At 58.0% G+C, this 18,855-nt stretch carries 17 protein-coding genes; 10 read left to right on the top strand and 7 right to left on the bottom strand.

The annotated features are described in order from the left end of the window. Window positions 1–289 precede the first annotated feature (289 nt). On the top strand, window positions 290–2,227 hold the full coding sequence (locus tag ACOBR2_RS00400; RefSeq protein ID WP_420238104.1) for a diguanylate cyclase: 1,938 nt from the start codon (window positions 290–292) through the stop codon (window positions 2,225–2,227). A gap of 211 nt (window positions 2,228–2,438) precedes the next feature. Here ACOBR2_RS00400 and ACOBR2_RS00395 read toward each other — a convergent pair whose 3' ends face one another. Then, a complete protein-coding gene (locus ACOBR2_RS00395; RefSeq protein ID WP_420238103.1) occupies window positions 2,439–2,888 on the bottom strand; it encodes a hypothetical protein in 450 nt (149 codons plus the stop codon). A 51-nt stretch (window positions 2,889–2,939) separates the two neighbouring features. On the opposite strand from ACOBR2_RS00395, the gene ACOBR2_RS00390 reads away from it, so the two are divergent. Further along, window positions 2,940–3,221 (top strand): hypothetical protein, encoded by a 282-nt coding sequence (locus ACOBR2_RS00390; protein ID WP_420238102.1) that lies wholly within the window; start codon window positions 2,940–2,942, stop codon window positions 3,219–3,221. A gap of 193 nt (window positions 3,222–3,414) precedes the next feature. Continuing rightward, entirely contained in the window at window positions 3,415–5,886 is a 2,472-nt protein-coding gene (locus tag ACOBR2_RS00385; RefSeq protein ID WP_420238101.1) for a TonB-dependent receptor, read from the top strand. A gap of 64 nt (window positions 5,887–5,950) precedes the next feature. On the opposite strand, the gene ACOBR2_RS00380 is transcribed toward ACOBR2_RS00385, so the two are convergent. Further along, on the bottom strand, window positions 5,951–6,883 hold the full coding sequence (locus tag ACOBR2_RS00380; protein WP_420238100.1) for a hypothetical protein: 933 nt from the start codon (window positions 6,881–6,883) through the stop codon (window positions 5,951–5,953). A 299-nt stretch (window positions 6,884–7,182) separates the two neighbouring features. Here ACOBR2_RS00380 and ACOBR2_RS00375 point away from each other — a divergent pair, with 299 nt between their 5' ends. Further along, window positions 7,183–8,394 carry a glycoside hydrolase family 27 protein gene (locus tag ACOBR2_RS00375; protein WP_420238099.1) on the top strand — a complete coding sequence of 404 codons (1,212 nt, stop codon included), beginning with the start codon at window positions 7,183–7,185 and terminating at the stop codon, window positions 8,392–8,394. A 52-nt stretch (window positions 8,395–8,446) separates the two neighbouring features. Here ACOBR2_RS00375 and egtD read toward each other — a convergent pair whose 3' ends face one another. Both egtD and egtB read right to left on the bottom strand, forming a co-directional pair. Beyond that, window positions 8,447–9,403 (bottom strand): L-histidine N(alpha)-methyltransferase, encoded by a 957-nt coding sequence (gene egtD / locus ACOBR2_RS00370; RefSeq protein ID WP_420238098.1) that lies wholly within the window; start codon window positions 9,401–9,403, stop codon window positions 8,447–8,449. A gap of 11 nt (window positions 9,404–9,414) precedes the next feature. Continuing rightward, window positions 9,415–10,686: an ergothioneine biosynthesis protein EgtB gene (gene egtB, locus ACOBR2_RS00365; RefSeq protein ID WP_420238097.1), complete on the bottom strand. Its 1,272-nt coding sequence runs from the start codon at window positions 10,684–10,686 to the stop codon at window positions 9,415–9,417. A gap of 155 nt (window positions 10,687–10,841) precedes the next feature. Here egtB and ACOBR2_RS00360 point away from each other — a divergent pair, with 155 nt between their 5' ends. Further along, window positions 10,842–11,615, top strand: a complete 774-nt coding sequence (locus ACOBR2_RS00360; protein WP_420238096.1) for a DUF5666 domain-containing protein — start codon at window positions 10,842–10,844, stop codon at window positions 11,613–11,615. Window positions 11,616–11,796: 181 nt separating this feature from the next. Here the strand turns inward: ACOBR2_RS00360 and ACOBR2_RS00355 are convergent, their stop codons facing one another. Continuing rightward, window positions 11,797–12,048, bottom strand: a complete 252-nt coding sequence (locus ACOBR2_RS00355) for a hypothetical protein (RefSeq protein ID WP_420238095.1) — start codon at window positions 12,046–12,048, stop codon at window positions 11,797–11,799. A gap of 585 nt (window positions 12,049–12,633) precedes the next feature. Between ACOBR2_RS00355 and ACOBR2_RS00350 the strand changes: the two genes are divergently transcribed. Further along, window positions 12,634–13,974: a VWA domain-containing protein gene (locus tag ACOBR2_RS00350; protein ID WP_420238094.1), complete on the top strand. Its 1,341-nt coding sequence runs from the start codon at window positions 12,634–12,636 to the stop codon at window positions 13,972–13,974. Between the two features lie 131 nt (window positions 13,975–14,105). Then, window positions 14,106–14,939: an EamA family transporter gene (locus ACOBR2_RS00345; RefSeq protein ID WP_420238093.1), complete on the top strand. Its 834-nt coding sequence runs from the start codon at window positions 14,106–14,108 to the stop codon at window positions 14,937–14,939. Between the two features lie 121 nt (window positions 14,940–15,060). Here the strand turns inward: ACOBR2_RS00345 and tatA are convergent, their stop codons facing one another. Both tatA and ACOBR2_RS00335 read right to left on the bottom strand, forming a co-directional pair. Then, window positions 15,061–15,285 carry a twin-arginine translocase TatA/TatE family subunit gene (gene tatA / locus ACOBR2_RS00340; protein ID WP_420238092.1) on the bottom strand — a complete coding sequence of 75 codons (225 nt, stop codon included), beginning with the start codon at window positions 15,283–15,285 and terminating at the stop codon, window positions 15,061–15,063. A 184-nt stretch (window positions 15,286–15,469) separates the two neighbouring features. Then, window positions 15,470–15,916 carry a hypothetical protein gene (locus ACOBR2_RS00335; protein ID WP_420238091.1) on the bottom strand — a complete coding sequence of 149 codons (447 nt, stop codon included), beginning with the start codon at window positions 15,914–15,916 and terminating at the stop codon, window positions 15,470–15,472. A gap of 87 nt (window positions 15,917–16,003) precedes the next feature. On the opposite strand from ACOBR2_RS00335, the gene ACOBR2_RS00330 reads away from it, so the two are divergent. From ACOBR2_RS00330 to ACOBR2_RS00320, 3 genes are all read left to right on the top strand, one after another. Beyond that, window positions 16,004–16,507 (top strand): thioredoxin family protein, encoded by a 504-nt coding sequence (locus tag ACOBR2_RS00330; protein ID WP_420238090.1) that lies wholly within the window; start codon window positions 16,004–16,006, stop codon window positions 16,505–16,507. A gap of 33 nt (window positions 16,508–16,540) precedes the next feature. Beyond that, complete coding sequence (locus ACOBR2_RS00325; protein ID WP_420238089.1) at window positions 16,541–17,167, top strand: flavin reductase family protein; 627 nt, start codon at window positions 16,541–16,543, stop codon at window positions 17,165–17,167. Between the two features lie 269 nt (window positions 17,168–17,436). After that, entirely contained in the window at window positions 17,437–18,753 is a 1,317-nt protein-coding gene (locus ACOBR2_RS00320; RefSeq protein WP_420238088.1) for an adenylosuccinate synthase, read from the top strand. The last annotated feature ends 102 nt before the right edge of the window (window positions 18,754–18,855 follow it).

The following is an 18,855-nucleotide window of genomic DNA, read 5'->3' as shown; positions in this document are numbered from 1 at the left end:
TCTGCACACGCCCAAAGACTTTTTGGAATGGACGTTCTCCGTAGAGTGAGAGTTAAAGAAGAAATTTTATAAGTTATTTTTAATAGCTTGGCTTTTCCTGCGCCCAGACTCAGAGAGGTATCCAGAACGCAGCGTTTTGTGCTCAATTCGGACATCAAAACTCAAAAAAGCTAGTTACTATAACTGTAAAGGTTTCTTCAAAAGACTGTGACCTTCTTCTTCCTCATGGCGAAGAATGGATTCCCTGTTTCCCGCTAGCCGAAGTTCTGAATCGTAGTTTGCAGGGGCTATGGATTCCTTTCTCTATTGCATCCGCATCGCCGCATTGGTTCTTGGAGCACTGTATGCCGAGTGCGCATTTGCAGCGGTGTCTCCAGCGCCATTGCTTCCAGCTTTGTCGGTCCCAGCTTTGTCCGTCATTGACGGGCTCGGCAAAGGGAGCGTCGCGCTCAAGGGGCCGTGGCAATTTCATACCGGCGATGATCCGGCCTGGGCCTCACCTGCCCTGGACGCATCGGCCTGGGAGCAGATCGATGCGGATAAACCCTGGGGCATGCAGGGGCACTTCGGCTATACAGGTTTTGCGTGGTATCGCATCCGGTTGGAGCTAACGTCGGCTCCAGGAATCCCCGCACAGTTTTCTCTGCTTCTGCCGTCTATCGACGATGCCTGTGAAATCTACTGGAATGGAAAGCTCATCGGTCACAATGGTCAGCTTCAGCCTTATCCCATCTGGTATTACTATTACGCACAATCCCCACAGATTTTTTCCCTGGGTTCGCAAGGGAGTGGCGTTCTTGCTGTCCGGCTCTGGAAGGCTCCGCTCTTCTCGGATGATTCTGGAAGCAGAGGAGGTTTTGAGACCGCACCGCAGGTAGGGAGCCTCGATGCTCTATCCACCGTACGGGAGGCATTGAGATTCCGGCGACTTAGAAAAGAGCAATTCCTGATAGACGAAAGTCTCCTTTGCTTGACTGTAGCGCTTCTTAGCTTTCTGCTCTGGATGCGTCATCCGCCGCGCCGCTTACTACTCTGGATGGCGATTTTTTCAGCAGTGCCACCGGTCAAATTTTTGCTTTTAACCGAATATCTGCGCTTGCCCTACTTTTTTGCAATGGGCCTGGATCAACCTATTGCCACGCTGCAGGACATCGCGTTCTGGTTCCTACTGCTTACCCTGCTCTCTCTGCGCTGGAACTATACACTGGTTCGCTGGACCCGCATCCTTGCCGTTCTTGCTTTTGCGAATGCCCTTTTTGACGGCATCCTGATTGCCCTCAGCTGGAATCCTCCGTGGATTGCAGCTTTGCAGAACGCCGACAACGCATCGGCCATTCTTTTTACCATGCTGGAAATTTACCCGTTGGTCTTGGTCGGCGTTGCGGTCTTGCAACGCAAACGGCTGGATTCTTCGCGTTGGGTAGTTGCCGCACTGGTTTTTCTTGATGAAATGATTCTGGTGGTACACAATACGCTCAAGCAGGGACGTCAATATACTGGCTGGCCCATAGCCGTAATGATCGATGCGCCCCTGTTCATGATCGATGGAACAGCCGTTTCGGTAACCACACTTGCTTCCCTGTTTCTTCTGCTCGCGGTGGTCTACGCCGTCTATGACAGCGTGCGCGAGGAGCAGAAACGCAGCGAGGCGCTGGAACAGGAAAAGATGCAACTCGTTCTGGAAAGCAAGCATATGCGTCATCATGCCGAGCATGATGGCCTCACCGGACTCTGGAATCACCGTATCATCGTCGAGCGCCTGAAGACGGAGATGAACCGTTCGCGCCGTGAAAATATCCCCCTGGGTGTGATCCTTGCGGATATCGACTACTTCAAGAAAATCAATGACACGTATGGTCATACGGCCGGCGACCTTGTGCTACGGGAAATCAGTGCCACCCTTGCTCAATCCCTGCGCGACTACGACTGCGTGGGACGCTATGGCGGGGAGGAGTTCCTGATTATTCTGCCAGGGTGCACGATGGAGAATGCTCTGGCGCGCGCGGAACGGTTGCGCCAAGCCTTGGAGGCAGCGCGCATCGTTTATGAAGGAAAAATGTTGCAGGTTACAGGAAGTTTCGGTGTTGCCTCCGGCATCCTTCCGGAGCACGAAATCGATGCAGATGCGCTCATCCAGGCCGTGGATGCGGCCCTTTATCGCGCCAAAAAATCGGGCCGCAATCGGGTCGTTCAGGCGGAGATGGATGCGCTGCTCTGCGACGGATAGTGCGAATTGCTTCTTGCCAGGCCGTATCGACAATTGCGTTTCACCCTAGCGGGGTGAAGCGAAAATAACCCCGGGAGGATTTTGGCTCTGAGTGTAGTCGAAGGGGAAGAGGCAGGAGGAACCCGGGGTATACCTTGTCATGATCTTTCCCAGGTCCCAAAAGCGGGGCCTGGGGCACCCAGAATGGGTACAAAATCAAACGGTCACAGACCTAGCTGGCGGAACCCAGCAGAGAGCGTTGCTCGGCAAAAGCTTCCTGTGTTTCGCTGCGAACCTTTTTCACGATTCCGGTCCAGATCGGATTCGTCTTCGTCGCGTCCCACGTTCCATTGGCAATCGCCTCTTTATAGGCTGCCGTGCGTTTCTCCTCTTCCTGATAAAGAGGAAGCTTCTTGATCTGCTCAAAAGCTGCGGCGAGTACGACACCGACATCGTCCTTCAGTTCCTCAGGCACGCTGGCATACACCTCGGTCTTGTGCTCTTCGATCCACTGAAAGGCCACAGGCAAAACAACCATGCTTACCCAGTTGCCGTAGGATTGCAGCGCTTCCATGCCGGCAATCCAGGAAGGATGTGCCTCCCAGTCCCGGGGGGCTGCAGGAGCATAGGGGTGATTCTCAGTCGGAGGGCAAAGCGTGCAGTCTGTCTTGGTGTGAAGCATATTCATTCTCCTCTTCATTCTTTTGGTATGAAACAGCCCTGAGCACTGCAGGTGAAGAAACTTGCGGGAGGGGAAAGCACGGCTTTCTTGTCAGGGGAAGATGATGATTGGTCTTTGTGCATGAAAAATGCAAGGACTCGCGATGAATTGGGTTTCATCCTCCTGCTTGGCTTGCGCAGCAGGCGGTACTTTGTCCCTATCGGCTGCTTTTATGCGGCACAGAGTGCAGTGACGGCATTGAATCGCCGCGGGCATCTATTTGGTATACGCCGCCAGCTGGTGCAGAATGCCGTTTGTGTCGGGAATATTCTACGGGCATTAACTTTGTCTTAATCTTCCTATCTTTTACGCTCTATAAATTCAAAATCAACTCATCCAAACCAGGCAACGCAGGGTTGGGTGAGAGATGAATCGCCCAAAAAGCACATACGTATTCCTTTGTTTATGGGTATATTCCAGCTTTGTTTCGATCTCAACAATCACACATCACGACTCACAATTCGCCTTATTACCTGGAGGTATATTGATGCATCTCCGCCACACGCTTTCTGCGTTTCTACTTCCGCTGGCATTCACTGGTGCGGCTTTTGCGCAGCAATCTGCCAGTCTGCCCCCCGACACTGCGCAAAAGAACAATCCTCAGCCCAAAATCACCACATCGGACACCATCGTGGTCACGGCTCCCGGCGAGGACCGCGTGGAGCAGGAAATTCCTCTTACTGTGCTGAAGGAAGAGACGGCGGGCACCAGCCCGATTAAATCGTTGTCGCAGATGCCCAGCGTGAACTACCAGTCGGCCGATTCCTTCGGTTCGTATGAGTGGGCCGTTCGCATCTCGGTGCGTGGCTTCAACCAGAACCAGCTTGGCTTTACGCTGGACGATGTGCCGCTCGGCGATATGAGCTACGGCAACTGGAACGGCCTGCACATCAGCCGCGCCGTGATTGACGAGAACCTGGACCACATTGCCCTGTCGCAGGGCGCGGGCGCGCTGGAGACGGCTTCCAACTCGAACCTCGGCGGCACCATGCAGTTCTATTCTTCTGATCCCAGCGATCAGAAGCAATTCACTGCCAGCCAAAGCTTTGGCAGCTTCAACAGCTATCGCACCTATGCCCGCTATGACAGTGGTCTGATCGGCGGCAAGACCAAGTTCTACCTTTCCGGCGTTGAGAACAAGACCCAGAAGTGGCGCGGTCAGGGCGACATTGGCCAGAACTACTGGCAGTTCAACGGCAAGCTGGTCCACTACTTTAACAAGGGCGAACTGACGGCCTACGTAGACCTTTCGGACCGTCGCGAAGTCGACTACCAGGACAGCGCTATCTCCTGGATTCCGACCCTTGGTTACAAATGGGACAACTACGGCGACTGGAATACGGCAACGACGCAGGCTTATGCCAGTGCTGCCGCATATGCCGCCGATGGTTGGAACAATTGCGGCGTGAGCGGAACGAAAGCCTCGGCTTATGGCTTTGTCGGCAGCGTTGGCAACATGGACGCTTCCGCTGATCCTTGCGATGCGGCCTACTTCGGCGGATCCGGTCTGCGTCGGGACGTTCTGACCTACGTTAGCCTCAAGCTTGCGCTCACCGACAAACTCACCCTGAAGTCCACCATCTACGGCCACGGCAACGACGGCGCGGGCCTGTGGTTCCTGCCTACGGCTGAGTATGGCCAAGCGGTTTACCAGACGCTGCTTGCCACCACCGGTTCGCCACTGGCCATGCGTGCTTCTGAATACGGCATTCAGCGCGGCGGCTTTCTTACCTCACTCACCTACGAAACCGACCACAACAAATTTGAAGCCGGTGGCTGGTATGAAAAAGAGCACTTCAATCTGGCGCGCCGCTTCTACACGGTGGGCGCCAATGGTCCGGAGCGTTCGCTGCACGGCTTCCCTGTAAATCCTTTTTATGTGCAGTGGGCCTACGGCTTTGACATGAATCTCTTCCAGATTCATGCCCAGGACTCCTACAAAGTCAACGACCGCCTGAAGGTTTCAGCTGGCTTCAAAACCAACTACAACTTTGACACTGGCAAGGTGAATGCCTATGACACTGGCACGCTGAACGTCTATGGCGCCAGCATCAACACCACCGGATTGATGGGCTACACGGCGTCGAGCTTTGCTCAGGGCAGCCTGACGGCCGGCAAGCCCTTCCTGCCGCAGTTTGGCGCGGATTACAAGCTCGACAAGCACAGCGATCTGTTTGCCGATGCGGCCTACAACGTGCGCACCTACCAGGCTGGCGGCAAGGGCTTTGGCAACGCGCCCTGGGGCACCACCCAGGCACACTTTGATGCGCTCAAGAAAACCATCAAGCCGGAAACCTCGTGGACCGAAGAAGCGGGATACCGTTTGACCAACAAGCACGTGGGTGCGCAGATGAGTTACTTCCACGTGAATTATTTTGACCGTCTGGTGTCCTTTGGACAGGGTTGCGAAGGTTGCGGTGTCGCTTCCACGCTGGGCAACGCCGGCAGCGTAACCACCAATGGTGTGGACGGTGCCGTCACCCTCGAACTGGGACCGCTCTTCACCCTCTACAACTCCGTCACCTGGAACCGCTCCACCTACGACGACAACGTCAACTACACCGACAGCAATGGCAATGCGGCGGACTACGCCACGGCCGGCAAGGTCAACGTGGATACGCCGGAGTTCCTCTACAAGTCCTCGCTCGAAGTGCACAAGTCCGGCGCTTTTGCGCGTCTCGGCGACGACTTCATGAGCAAGCGCTACTACACCTACCTGAACGACAACAGTGTTCCGAATCGCTTCCTGACCGAGTTCGGTGCGGGTTACAAACGCGCCAGCCTGGGTGCCTTCAGTGACGTCAAGATCCAGTTCAATGTAGCCAACCTGATGAACTCGCAGTACTGGGCATCGATTGGCACCAACAACTTCCCCTACAGCGATGCTTCGGGAACAGACAACACGCTGCAGGTGGGTGCACCGCGAGCCTTCTCCGGCATGCTCTCGGTTAGTTTCTAAGGCATATCCCTGATGCAGTAAGGAAAAACTTTATTCTGGGGTGTGGCTCTGCCACACCCCCTTTTTACTGCGCTGTACGGTAGCGGTTATATACGTGGTAGTTGTAAATGAGCACCGTGCAGACGCCCAGCGCCATGGCCGTCAGCGCCAGTGGCGCGCCAAATGGGAAGCCCGCCGTAAGCGCGAAGCGGATAAGCACGATGCTGACTACAAACGCCGCATTGCGGAAAACCAGTTCGTAGCGGTCACTGGCCACCAGCGAAAGAATCAGCACCAGCACATCGGTAAAGATCATCACCGTGAACAGGTCGTTGTAGTACGATGTGGCCGATTCCAGCGCCCCCGCCTGCCCCAACAGGATGTGTACGGCGGTCAGGCCGAAGAGGAAGACATTCCACAGCGCCATGCCGATCAGCAGCACGGTCAGCCCCGTGGCCACGGCCTTCTTCTGCAGGATAAAGCGCTGTGTGTAGGTATTGAAGACGTTGTGACTCGAGCGACTGCGGCTCAGATGGCGCAAGGAGATGTGGCGAAAGACGGCTACCAACAGAAACATCAGAATGCCCGCCCACATATCCATGAACAGCGGTCCGCACTCGGCCGTGATGCGGTGGCCCGCCACCAGTTCGTTGGCGTGCACAATGTCGTGAAAAACATTGCGAATGAAAATAAGAGAAACAATCTCGAACTGGTTGGCGATCGAGCGCGTCGTGGATTCAGGCAGCGCGGCGATCAACGTGAGCACCTCATAAAACAAAATGAAGTTGAAGGGCGTGCTGATGGCCGCCAGATAGTTCGATCCCAGTTCGTCGATCCAGTGTTGCGGCGCATGCAACGCATAGGCCAGAAAGATGAGCAGCAGGTGCACCACAAAGCTGAAGACGCTCAGCCGGATCACCAACCGCTTGAGCATCTTGCGATTACGCTCGTTGAAGAGCGCGTCGTACGCTGGTTCAAGCCATAACCAGTCGCGGCCTGCATGTGTGTCGTTTGCCATAGATCTCCGGATAAAGCTAATTCAGAGTTGGTGGAATGCGAGTCAACGCTTTTCAGTGCAGTTTTCTCAAGAAAACTGCACCTTGCACCTTCCTTGCGCCCCCACGGAAACTCTGGATTTGCTCTAAGTGCAATCAGCTTAACGCAGTTGGAAAGCTTTGCGCGGGAATTTCCGTGCTTGAGGAACCCATGGGCAAAGACAGGAGTGGCATTTCCCGAAGATGGATCATAGAATGACGCTAAATCAGAAGACGGGAGAATCCCTTGCGTAGATATTTTTCTGTGCTTTTCATTGCCTTGTTGTCCGTAGTTCTACCCCGTACTGCCGGTCTGGCCATGGCCCAGCCCGCACCACAGCCTGCCAAAGCGCACACTGCACCTGCCAGTGCCTTGGTGGCACAAACTCCGCCCATGGGCTGGAACAGCTGGAACTTTTTTGGCAGCAAAGTTACCGAGCAGGATATTAAAAACGCCGCCGACCAGATGGTGGCCACCGGCATGAAAGACGCCGGCTATGTGTACATCAACATTGACGACACATGGGAGGGCCAGCGCGACGCCGACGGCGTGATGCACAGCAACGAGAAATTCCCCGACATGAAGGGGCTGGCTGACTATGTACACTCCAAAGGGCTGAAGTTGGGCATTTACTCCGGACCAGGATCGAAGACCTGCGAGAACTACCCCGCCTCGCTCAACCACGAGCAGCAGGATGCCACCCTCTATGCGGCCTGGGGCATCGACTACCTTAAGTACGATTTGTGCAGCTTCCAGCACGATGTCATGATCGCCAAAGCGCCGCACGACGAGGCCGAGCAGATGCGTCTGATGGTTGCCGCCTACGGCACCATGGGTAAGGCCCTGCAATCGACCGGCCGACCCATCGTGTACTCACTCTGCCAGTACGGCTGGGATTCGGTGTGGGAGTGGGGTCCTTCGGTGGGCGCAAATCTGTGGCGCACTACAGGTGACGTGCAGGCCAGTTGGATGAGCATCTACGACATTCTCAATCAGCAGGCCGGTCTGGCCAAGTACTCCGGGCCCGGCCACTGGAACGACCCCGACATGCTTGAGGTGGGCAACGGTAATCTGTCGCTCGAAGAAAACCGCACGCACTTTTCCATGTGGGCCATGCTGGCCGCGCCCTTGCTGGCTGGCAACGATCTGCCCAACATGAAGCCTCAGGTCAAGGCGATTCTCACCAACAAGGACGTGATCGCCATCGATCAGGACCGGCTCGGCAAGCAGGCCCAGCGCGTCTATGTGGATGGCGAAGTGGAGGTGTGGACGCGACCTCTGGCAGGCGGTGCAATGGCTGTGGCTGTGCTTAACGCTGGTCCCGATCGTGTGGCCACGCATCCCTTCCATTTGCCACTGGCAACGCTTGGTCTGCACGGTGTGCTACATGGCCGCGATCTTTGGACCGGCAAAGATGTGACACTCCGTGATCATCAACAGATTGAGCTGAAGAAACACGACATTCTGCTGGTACGCATCGATCACGCCAAGTAGTTTTTCTGGTTTTTGAAAAAGCCCTTGCCGTGCTAACGGCAAGGGCTCTTTTTTACGCCTGCGCCAGCACCACCGCAAACCATTGGCGCGGGTCCATCCAGCACTGCAGGGGCGTAAAGCCCGAACGTACGAGCATCTGCTCTGCTTCCCCGGGCTGGTATTTGTAGCTGTTCTCGGTGTGCAGGCGTTCGGCTTTTGCAAAGCACACCGTGAGGTCGAGCGCTGCGATGTGAATGCTCTGTGCCACGCGGCTTTCCAAGTGCATTTCCATGCGCTGGGCAGCGGCGTTCCACACGGCGCGATGTGCAAAACTCGCCAGATCAAAGTCCGCACCAAGTTCGCGGTTGAGCCGCACCAGCATGTTCTTGTTGAAGGCCGCAGTCACGCCCGCTGCGTCATCGTAGGCGGAGAGCAACACGCACTCGTCCTTGACCAGATCCACACCCAGCAAAAAACAATCGCCGGGCCGCAACGCCGCACGCACGTTGTGGAGCAGTGCGGCAGCCTCGGCGGGATCGAAATTGCCGAGGCTAGAGCCGATGAACAGCAGCAACCTGTGTTCCTGTGCGCCGATTGCGGAGAGCTCGAACGCATGGGTGTAGTCGGCCACGCAAGGGGCTACGCGCACAGCAGGCAACTCACGTTCAATGCGTTCACGCGCTGCATCGAGCGCCGTCGCAGATACATCCACCGGCTCATAGACGACGGAAGGTTGACGACGGAGCGCTGCGGCCAGAATCAGTCGCGTTTTGTCGGCCGAGCCCGCGCCCAGCTCCGTGATGCGCACTGCATTCTGCCCAAAACCCGCAAAAAACTCATCGGAAGTCCGCGCAAAAATCGTGCGCTCCACTCGGGTCAGGTAGTACTCGGGAAGCTCCGTGATGCGTTCGAAAAGTTGCGAACCTGCCGCGTCGTAAAAGAGCCACGCGGGCAGACGTTTGAGCTGCGCCGTCAGGCCTGAACGCACGATGGCCGCAAGTGTTTTGTCGGTCGGCAACTCAGTCTGCATGGAATCCATAGTCACTTTGCCAGCCGTATGCCGGAGAACTGCCAGCGGGTTTCGGGCACAAAGAAGTTGCGGTAGCTTGCGCGGATGTGGCGGGTGGGCGTCACGCAGGATCCACCCCGCAGCACCATCTGGCCGCTCATGAACTTGCCGTTGTACTCGCCCAGTGCGCCGGAAGCAGCTTTGTAACCGGGATAGCCCAGATAGGCGCTGGCCGTCCACTCCCACACGTCGCCAACCCACTGCGTGGGGGCAAGGTTTTGGTTGAGCGCAGGGGCAGGCAAAAGAAGGCCACTTTCCAGCAGATTGCCGGAGAGTGCTTCGCCGTCGCTGGCCGCTTCCCACTCGAACTCGGTGGCCAGCCGCGCCCCGGCCCAACGGGCGTAGGCGTCGGCCTCAAAAAAGCTCACATGCGCTACCGGGGTGCTGCGGATTGCCTCCAGCGGCAGCGCGCCGCGCAGGGTAAAGATCGTCCACTCGCCCTCGCGTTCGGTCCAGTAGAGCGGAGCCTGCCAGCCCTGAGCCTGCACTGCATCCCACCCGGCGGAAAACCATAGATCCTGCCGCCGATAGCCGCCGTCGGCGATGAACTCCGCATATTCGCCGCAGGTAATGAGGCGGCTGGCCAGCTTGTACGGCTCCAGCCAGACCTGGTGACGGGGCAGCTCGTTGTCGTAGCAGAAGCGCTCGCCCTCGTGGCCAATCCGGCGCAGCCCGCCGGCATAGTCCAGAAACTCCAGCGGTGCGGGCGGCTGATCCATCGCAGGCAAAGGCTTTTCCTCCGTACAGTACGCAGGCCGTAGCGGATTGGTAAAGAAGGCGTGCAGAATGTCGGTCAGCAGCAGTTCCTGGTGCTGCTCCTCATGATTGATGCCAAGGTCGATGCGACGCAGTGCCTCACTGGGCGCGTCGGCAGCCAGCAGCCGGGCAATGGCCTCATCCACATGGGCGCGATAGTGCAGCACCTCGTCGAGCGTGGGACGGGAAAAACTGGCCCGCAGCTTCTTCTCCGGAAAATAGGCGAAGGTGGCGTAGTAGCTGTTGAAGAGCCAGTAAAAATCCTTGTGGAAAGGCTGATAGCCGCTGAGAAACGGCGTGAGTACAAACGACTCGAAGAACCATGCGGTATGCGCCAGATGCCACTTGGCCGGCGAGGCCTCGGGGCAAGACTGCACCATCATATCTTCCGGCGTAAGTGGGGCACACAGCGTGAGCGAGCGCTGACGCACGGCGGCGTAAGTGGCGGCTAGAGTGGCGTGATTTGCAGCTACGGCGGCAGATGGCATCGGCAAAAGCCCTCCGCCAAGGAGTGTACCGCTTTCCCCCTGCTTTTCCCGACGTAGACGCTGCCGGGAAGAAACAGCAGACCGCGTGGGTCGTCCGGGAATCCGCATCTTGCGTCTATCGAGATGAAGGCGCGAGATGAAGGCGAGGTACAGCAATGAAATTCTTCCGAATTTTGGTTTGTTTGGCAGCGCTGGCGGGAGCAACTGCATGGGCGCAGGATGGCCCGCAGAGCGGTATGCGCGGCGGCATGCGCGGTGGCATGGGCGGTGGCATGGGCGGCGGTATGGGCATGATGGGTCCGGGCCGCAACGTGATGGGCTCAGTCAGCGAGGCCGCGGCCGATCATGCCGTGTTGAAGAGCTACCTGGGCGCAAGCTACACCATCCATTACAGCGAGAAGACACGCTTCCTCAAGCAACCGCCCATGGGGCAACCGGGCGAAGGCCAACGCCAGGCAGGCAGCGGAGAACGCGGCAGGCAGGCAGCCGAGCTGAAAGCTGCCGACATCAAGATCGGCCTCGACGTTGAGGTGCAAGGCTCGCTGGATGAGACAAAGCTCACGGTGGAAGCCACCGCCGTCGTCGTGATGGACCCGGCACGGGCCCAGACCATGCGTGAGCGCATGCAGAACTGGGCCAAAACCTGGCTGGCCGGCAAGGTTACGGCCATCGATGGCGTACGGCTGACCGTGCAGGGCTCGGTAGACAATCTTCCCCACACCATCGTGGCCGACGAGAACACGACCTTGCGCAAGCGCCGCGATCCGATCACGCTGGCCGATGTGGCCGTGGGCGATCAGGTCATGGCGCAGGGCACGGCCAAGCCCGAAGGCTTTGTGGCCACGTCCATCAACGTAATGGAGATGCCGCAGGGCGGACCTGTTCACCAGCCGCGTGAAGGCCAGCAGCCAACGCCGCCAACGCAGTAGCGCTCCTGTTCCTTGTGAAAAGCACTGCAAACTTCTGTGGGGAAAACAAGGGAGGAAAGAGGAATACCCATCCTTTTTCTTCCGCTTGAAACGTACAATCTGTTTCGATCTTTTTTACTCTTTTATGTTGTGTGCATTCGGCCCGACGGAAGGCGTTCAGCCTGACGTCGTGCCGGAGTTTCTATATTTCAATCAGCGGACGGGGCAAACGGGTGCGGGCTCGATCCAGAAACAGCCGCATACGCAAAGCGTCGGCGCGCTGCACGGCCACCAGCCGCATCTGGCGGCGAATGTGGTCGGGATTTTCGAGCTGCACCAGGTTGGTTTCGTCCTGCGTGGCATCGCGTTCCAGCCGGGCAAGACGCTCTTCCACAGAGCGACGAAAGCGGGGGCTGATCTCAAAGCCTTCAGCGATAGCGCAATTGGTCATCATAGCGAACACCTCGGAGAGGTTCGGGTGAAAAATTTCTTAGAAAATTTCTAAAGTATTTTTCACATGTGCCGATATTAATCTCGCACGCTTCTAGTTTCCAGATTACTGTGCGAAAGTGCAACGGTAATTTATGTCCGAATATAGGGCATTGGTGGAAAAAATCAGGGCATTGCTCCGTATTTTGTCTTATTTTCGGACAGTCCGCGCCCCTTTTGGCTGCCGACGCTCGGCAATGCACCTTAAAACCTGCCCACTATTTAATTGATTTAATTCCGCAAACAGGCCCTCTGAAAGCTTTCTCATCCGTTCCTGCCAAAAACACCGAAATATGATCGGCGCTCAAACCGTGACGGGGTAGCTCAAGGTACGGGGAATCCAAAGAGTATCTCTTTGCCTAATAGACTGGCATAGCTTTCTTCCCAGTTGAGACCAGGAAGGGGATTTCATAACGGAGTGCAACAAGCCATAGTTTGCTGCGTCTGATACTCTGTGAGGTGCAGCCCAACCGGCCCCCAGGCTGGACTGGTAGTTTATGCCCGCCTGTTTTTGGGGGTTGTGCTGTGGCCCGTGGAGGATGAAATCCCTGTGAAGCTTGGTCTTACTGCATTGGCGCTGACGTCGTTTCTGACACTTGGCCTGAATCCGTCGGCGCTCCGCGCCCAGCAGCTGCAAACCGCGGTACCAGACGCTCCCACGCCACAGGCTACGCCGAAGCTTCTGGGCGCTGGCCCGATTACCCCCGGCATTGGTGCACCCGAAGCCGCCGTGCCGCAGATGAGCTCGCCGACTCCGTCGGGCACTACCAGCACGTCGTCGGAATCTGGCGACCAGACCAGCCCTGATGCACACGCACCAGCGACTGGCCCCAAGGAAGCTCCTCAGGCTCCGCCGCCGGTGATGCCCGCTGCGGGTGAGGGCTTTGATGCCGTGGCTGGCACCATCAAGGTGAACACCAACTTCGTTGAAGTTCCGGTGACGGTCAAGGACAACAACGGCAAACTGGTGGCCGGTCTGCATCCGGAAGATTTTCGGGTATACGAAAACAACGTACTTGAGCCGCTGCATCTGTTTACCGTCGATCCCTTCCCGCTCTCGATTGGCTTTGTGATCGATCAGAGCCTGACGGCCGACGTGATGGCCAAGGTGAATGATTCGCTCGATTCGATTCAGGGTGCGCTGACGCCCTACGACGAAGCGGCCGTCTTCAGCTACGGCAATGGCAGCAGGGAGTGGACTGGCTTTACCGGTGCCCAGGGCAACCGCCTTCCGGCTGTGCTGGCGCTGGCCAAGGCCACCGGAACCGATATGCAGGTTCCAACCAACACCGGCCCCTTCGCCAGCTGCAGCATCACCAAGAACGGCGGCTGCGTTGACCCCAACCTGCAGGCGGGTGGTTCCACCGGCAACAGCGACTTCATGAATCTGCACAAGGAGATTCACACCCTGAATGATGCGATCTTGGCCACGGCCAAGGAATTGTCGAGCCGCCCGAAGGGCCGCCGCCGCATCATCTATGTGATTTCCGATGGCAAGGAGTACGGCTCGAAGGCCACGCTCAAGGAAGTGATTCGCTATCTGCAGACCAACAACATCACGGTCTATGCCACCGGCGTGGGCGATTCCGCCCGTTGGGGTGAGGGCTACGTCAGCCACGTGCACCTGCCCTTCACCATGTACGACAACATTCTGTACAAGTACACGGCAGCCACCGGCGGCGACCTTGATTCAGAGCGCGGCGTAAACGGCATTGAAAAGAGCTATGCCAAGATCGCCGAAGAAGCCCGCGTGCGCTATGAGCTGGGCTACATGAGCCATGAATCGATCTACGATGGAAAATTCCGCAAGATCGACGTGCGTGTCACGCGCCCCGGCCTTGAGGTGATTGCCAAGCAGGGCTACTACCCTTCGGCACAGGATTACCGCTAGAGCAACCGACTTACCGCAGGAACCGAGGTCCATTCCCTGACGGGGATGGACCTCTTTTCTTCCCGTAGAAATTTTCAGCAAAAAATACACAGGATTGCAATGACTTTGGAAAAGAACAATGGGGGGCTCTGGTGAGCGCGGCTGGTTTCAGCTCGGCAGCGGCCGTTACATGGGGCGGATCGGACTTTGCTGGCGGCCTGGGAGCCCGCAAGGCCCCGGCGCAGCTGATCGTGGTGAGCGGCCATCTGGTTTCCTTTGTGCTGCTGCTGGCGGTTTGCCTGGGCTTGCGGCTTCCCTTTCCGCATCAGGCAGGCGTATGGTTCGCGGTGCTGGGCGGCTTTGAGGGCTCGCTGGCGCTGGCCGTCTTTTATCGTGCCCTGGCCATGGGCGCCATGGGCCTGACCGCCGCTTGTACCGGATTGCTGACGGCGCTGGTTCCGGTGCTCTTCTCCATGCTGAGGGAAGGCCTGCCGGGAGCCAGCGTGCTGGGCGGCATTGGCGTGGGTCTGGCGGCCATCTGGCTGATCACCCGCCAGCCCGGGGAGCATGGGCAAAAGACGCCGCCGCTGGCATTGCTGCTGGGGGGCATGGCTGGTTGTGGCTTTGGCGCGCAGCTGATTCTGTTCAAGCTGGCCGGCAGCTGCGGCCTGCTGTGGACGATGACCTCGGCCCGCGCGGCAGGCAGTGTGGCCATGCTGCTGGTAATCGCCGTAGCTCCGCCCAAGGCTGCGTGGAAGGGGTTCTGGCGGATGGGCATTCTGGCGGGCCTGCTGGATACGACTGGCAACCTGTTTTACATCTGCGCCACCCAGCGCGGAAGGTTGGATGTGGCCGCCATGATCAGCTCGCTTTACCCGGCGGTGACGATTCTGCTGGCCGGAGCGCTCCTGCATGAGCGCCCCAGCAAACGGCAGCTGGCCGGCATGGCGCTAGCGCTGGCAGCCGTGCTGCTGCTTAGCCGGTAGGTGCGCTAGGTTCTAGGTGCTGGAAGCTAGAGGCTAGAAGCTGAAAGCAAAAACGGCCTGCATATCCACGCAGGCCGTTTCTTTTGAAGCATATCTTGTGCAAACAGATGCCGAGTCGAGACTAGCTCTGTTTGGTCTCGGTGGGCTGGCTGGCGGGCTGCACCGGTGCGGCAGCCTGCTGTGCGGCAGGAGCCTGCGGCGTTGGTTCGCCCTTCAGGCCTTCGCGGAAGCCGCGCAGACCTTCTCCCAGTCCCTTGCCCAACTCAGGCAGCTTACGGCCGCCAAAGAGAACAATCAAGACAACTGCAATGATGAGAAGATGAGTCGGCTGAAAAAGGTCACCCATGGAAGCCTCCGGACGTCGCTGTGAAATCAGCGCGCAACTTTACCTATTATTATCGCACAGCTATGAAGTAGCTTGTTGCTTCTCTGGTCAAATGCTCCCAGCTCCCAGAAGATTCCGCACCCGCGAGCCCAGGCCTTCCGTTTCAGCACGAAAAAGCTAGAAGCTGGAAGCTAGAGGCCGTCCTCTAATTCACCTGCGCCGGTTTTCCCAGGCGGTTGGTGACCATGGCAAAGAAGCTGCCCAGATCGTCCTCGCTGCCTTCGGTCAGGCGACGGAAGACCTTCAGCAGGGGAAACAGGCGGGAACCGCGGACTTCGACGGTAGGAACCGAGGCCAGACCGCCGGGGTACTGGGTCATCTCCCAGCTGCCGGCATAGCGACGGCGCACCACTTCACCCAGATAGCTGCCCCAGAGCCGCACTTCAAAATCCAGGTCGAGTTCGGGGCTTTCACTCACCCGCACCAGAATCTCGTCCAGCAGTTCGATGGACTCCGTGCTGAAGTCCAGTTTCTGTTTGTAGTCGGTACGGGCCCTCTCGGCAGCGGCTCGGGCATAGCCTTCCATCATCGTGCTCAGGTCGGCAAAGGTCTTCGATTCCAGATTTGCCCGGAATGTTTCGGGGTTACTCATCGTAGATTTCAGAGTATATGAGGAGTCCCGGAGAAATGGAAGCCAAGAGTCTGCTTGTGGCAGACTGAATAGAGTGGAGGTCCGCCCATGAAGTTTGCCAAACAATCCCTGCTGGCTGTTTTTCTATCCTTTGCGCTAGGTACAGCGCTTTCTGCTCCTCCTGAGATTTATCCCGACCCGAGTCAGGCACACAGCGATCTGGCTACCGCCCTGAAGACGGCCGCAGCCCAGCATAAACGTATTTTGCTCGAGTTTGGGGGCAATTGGTGCCCAGATTGCCGCATATTGGACGCCTACATGCACGATCCGTCGAATTATGCCCTGCTGAATGCCAACTTTGTGCTGGTCCATGTGAACATCGGGCATATGGATGCGAATCAGGATCTGGCCGAGCGCTATGGCGTGCCTCTGCACAAGGGCGTTCCGGCCATGGCCGTGCTCGATGCGCAGGGCAGGCTGCTCTACAGCCAGAAGGGCGGAGAATTTGAGGCGATGCGTACCATGCAGTCCTCTTCTGTGACGTCCTTCCTGGCAGAGTGGCGGCCTCATGCACAGGGCAAACCCTGCTCGGTGACCGTCGTACGCTGCTAGTTTTTCTCACTGCAATCGCAGTACGGAGAAAGCATGAACTTCAATCTGGCTGAATTGCCACACTCGCACGCCTACAAGTTGATGGTGGGCCTGATCGCGCCCCGCCCCATCGCACTGATTACCACCGAGGATGAGGAGGGCCGGCTCAACGCCGCGCCCTTCAGCGCCTACAACTACCTCTCCACCGATCCGCCGATCGTGGCCGTAGGTGTGGCCAACCGTTCGGGCGAACCCAAGGACACGGCCCGCAACATCCGCCGCACCGGCGAGTTCGTGGTGAACATCGTCACCGAGGATCTGGCCGAAGCCATGAACATCTGCGCCATCGACTTCCCTCCCGGCGTGAATGAGCTGGACGAAGCTAATCTGGCCACGGCCCCCTCGACTCTCGTAAAGGTGCCGCGCATTGCCAAGGCCCATGCCGCGCTCGAATGCCGTGAACACACCACGTTGCAGATCGGCAGCAGCAACATCGTGCTGGGCCGCATTGTGGCCATGTATGTGGAAGACCGCTTTGTAGATCCGGCCGGACCGTACATCAAGGCCGATGAGCTTGGCCCCATCGGGCGCATGAACGGCCTGGGCAACTACGTGCGCACCCGCGACGCATTTTTTACCATTCCGCGCATTCCGTTCGAGGACTGGCAGAAGAAGAAGTAGTTCCGGAAAGCCTTTTGTCGCTTTCCTCCGCACAGAGCAACCCGATTTCAAAATCTCCCGGATTTTGAAATCGGATTGCTGTGCGTTCGTTCTGGCTTTTGCTCACAGCCTCCCCACCGCAGGTGGTTTATCATCGTAGAGGCGCGGCCGAGCCTGGACGGCGCCTTGGTTTTGTCCCCTGGGAATCAGCCAGCGGTTTTTGGGTACGCTGGATCGCGGCGTCCCTGCCGCTCTGAAGCCGGGATCAGAACAGAATTCGAGGATTCTTCATGCGAGCGAAGACAGCGGTTGTGCTTGGCGCCCAGTGGGGCGACGAAGGCAAAGGCAAGATTGTGGACGTGCTCAGCGAGCGTTTTGACGCCGTGGCCCGTTACGCCGGCGGTCACAATGCCGGCCATACGGTGATCATCGACGGACAGAAGTTCGTTCTGCAGCTGATCCCCTGTGGCGTGTTGCGGCCTGGCTGCACGGGCGTGCTGGGCAATGGCGTGGTGTTGGACCCTATCGCCTTCCTGAAGGAAGTGCAGCGGGTGCGCGAACTGGGTGTGTCGATTGACGGCAACCTGTTTGTTTCCAACCGCGCTCAGGTCATCCTGCCCTATCACCGCATGATCGAACTGGCGGCCGAGTGCGCCCCGGGACGAAAGAAGATTGGCACCACCAGCAAGGGCATTGGCCCGGCCTATGAGGACAAAATGTCCCGCAGCGGCCTGCGCGTGGTCGATCTGCTGAACACAAGTCTGCTGAAGACCCACATTGAGGCGGCCTGTGCCGAGAAGAACGCCATCGCCAAGGCTCTGTATGGATCTGAGCCCATTGACGCCAGCGCCATGTTCGACGAGTACGCCAAAGCTGCCGAGGAGTTGCGCCCGTTCGTGGCCGACACCAGCCGCCTGCTGAACGGCATCATCGCCAAGGGCGGCAGCGTCATGTTCGAAGGCGCGCAGGGCACTCTGCTCGACATCGACCATGGCACCTACCCGTTTGTCACCAGCTCGTCGGCCACCGCCGGCGGCGCATCCACCGGAACCGGCGTGGGCCCCACCAACATTGGCACAACCATTGCCGTGACCAAGGCCTATGTGACCCGCGTGGGCGAGGGACCGTTCCCCACCGAGATTTTTGACGCCGCCGGCGAAAAGCTGCGCGAGCGCGGCAATGAGTTCGGCGCGGTTACGGGTCGTCCCCGCCGTTGCGGCTGGCTCGATCTGCCCCTGCTGCGCTACTCCAACCAGATCAATGGCGCCGAGTGGCTGGTCATCACCAAGCTCGACATTCTGGACGATCTGGACGAGATTCCGGTCTGCACCGGCTACGAGATCAACGGCAAGCACACCGACGAATTTCCGGCCGACGTGCAGGGCATTGAGTCGATCAAGCCCCAGTACACCGTGCTCAAGGGTTGGAAGCAGTCGACGGAAGGCATTACCGAGTTCAACAAGCTGCCCCAGGCCGCGCAGGATTATCTGCGCTTCCAGGAACGGGAGAGCGGGGCGAAGATCGGCATGGTTTCTACCGGACCGGACCGCAATCAGACCATGGTTCTGCCCGCGTTTGCCGATACTCTGGCCAGCTGCAAATCGTAGTCCCCAGTATTTCCACAGTATCCACAGGGGCGGCTTCCACAAGTGGAAAAGCCGCCCTGATTTATCAAGGGGCCAGCCCCACGGCTGGCTTCAGTAAGGACA

Source organism: Telmatobacter bradus, from assembly GCF_048629425.1.
Taxonomy (GTDB): domain Bacteria; phylum Acidobacteriota; class Terriglobia; order Terriglobales; family Acidobacteriaceae; genus Telmatobacter; species Telmatobacter bradus.
Note: the sequence above shows the minus strand (reverse complement) of the source record. Positions and strands in the feature narration are given on the sequence as shown.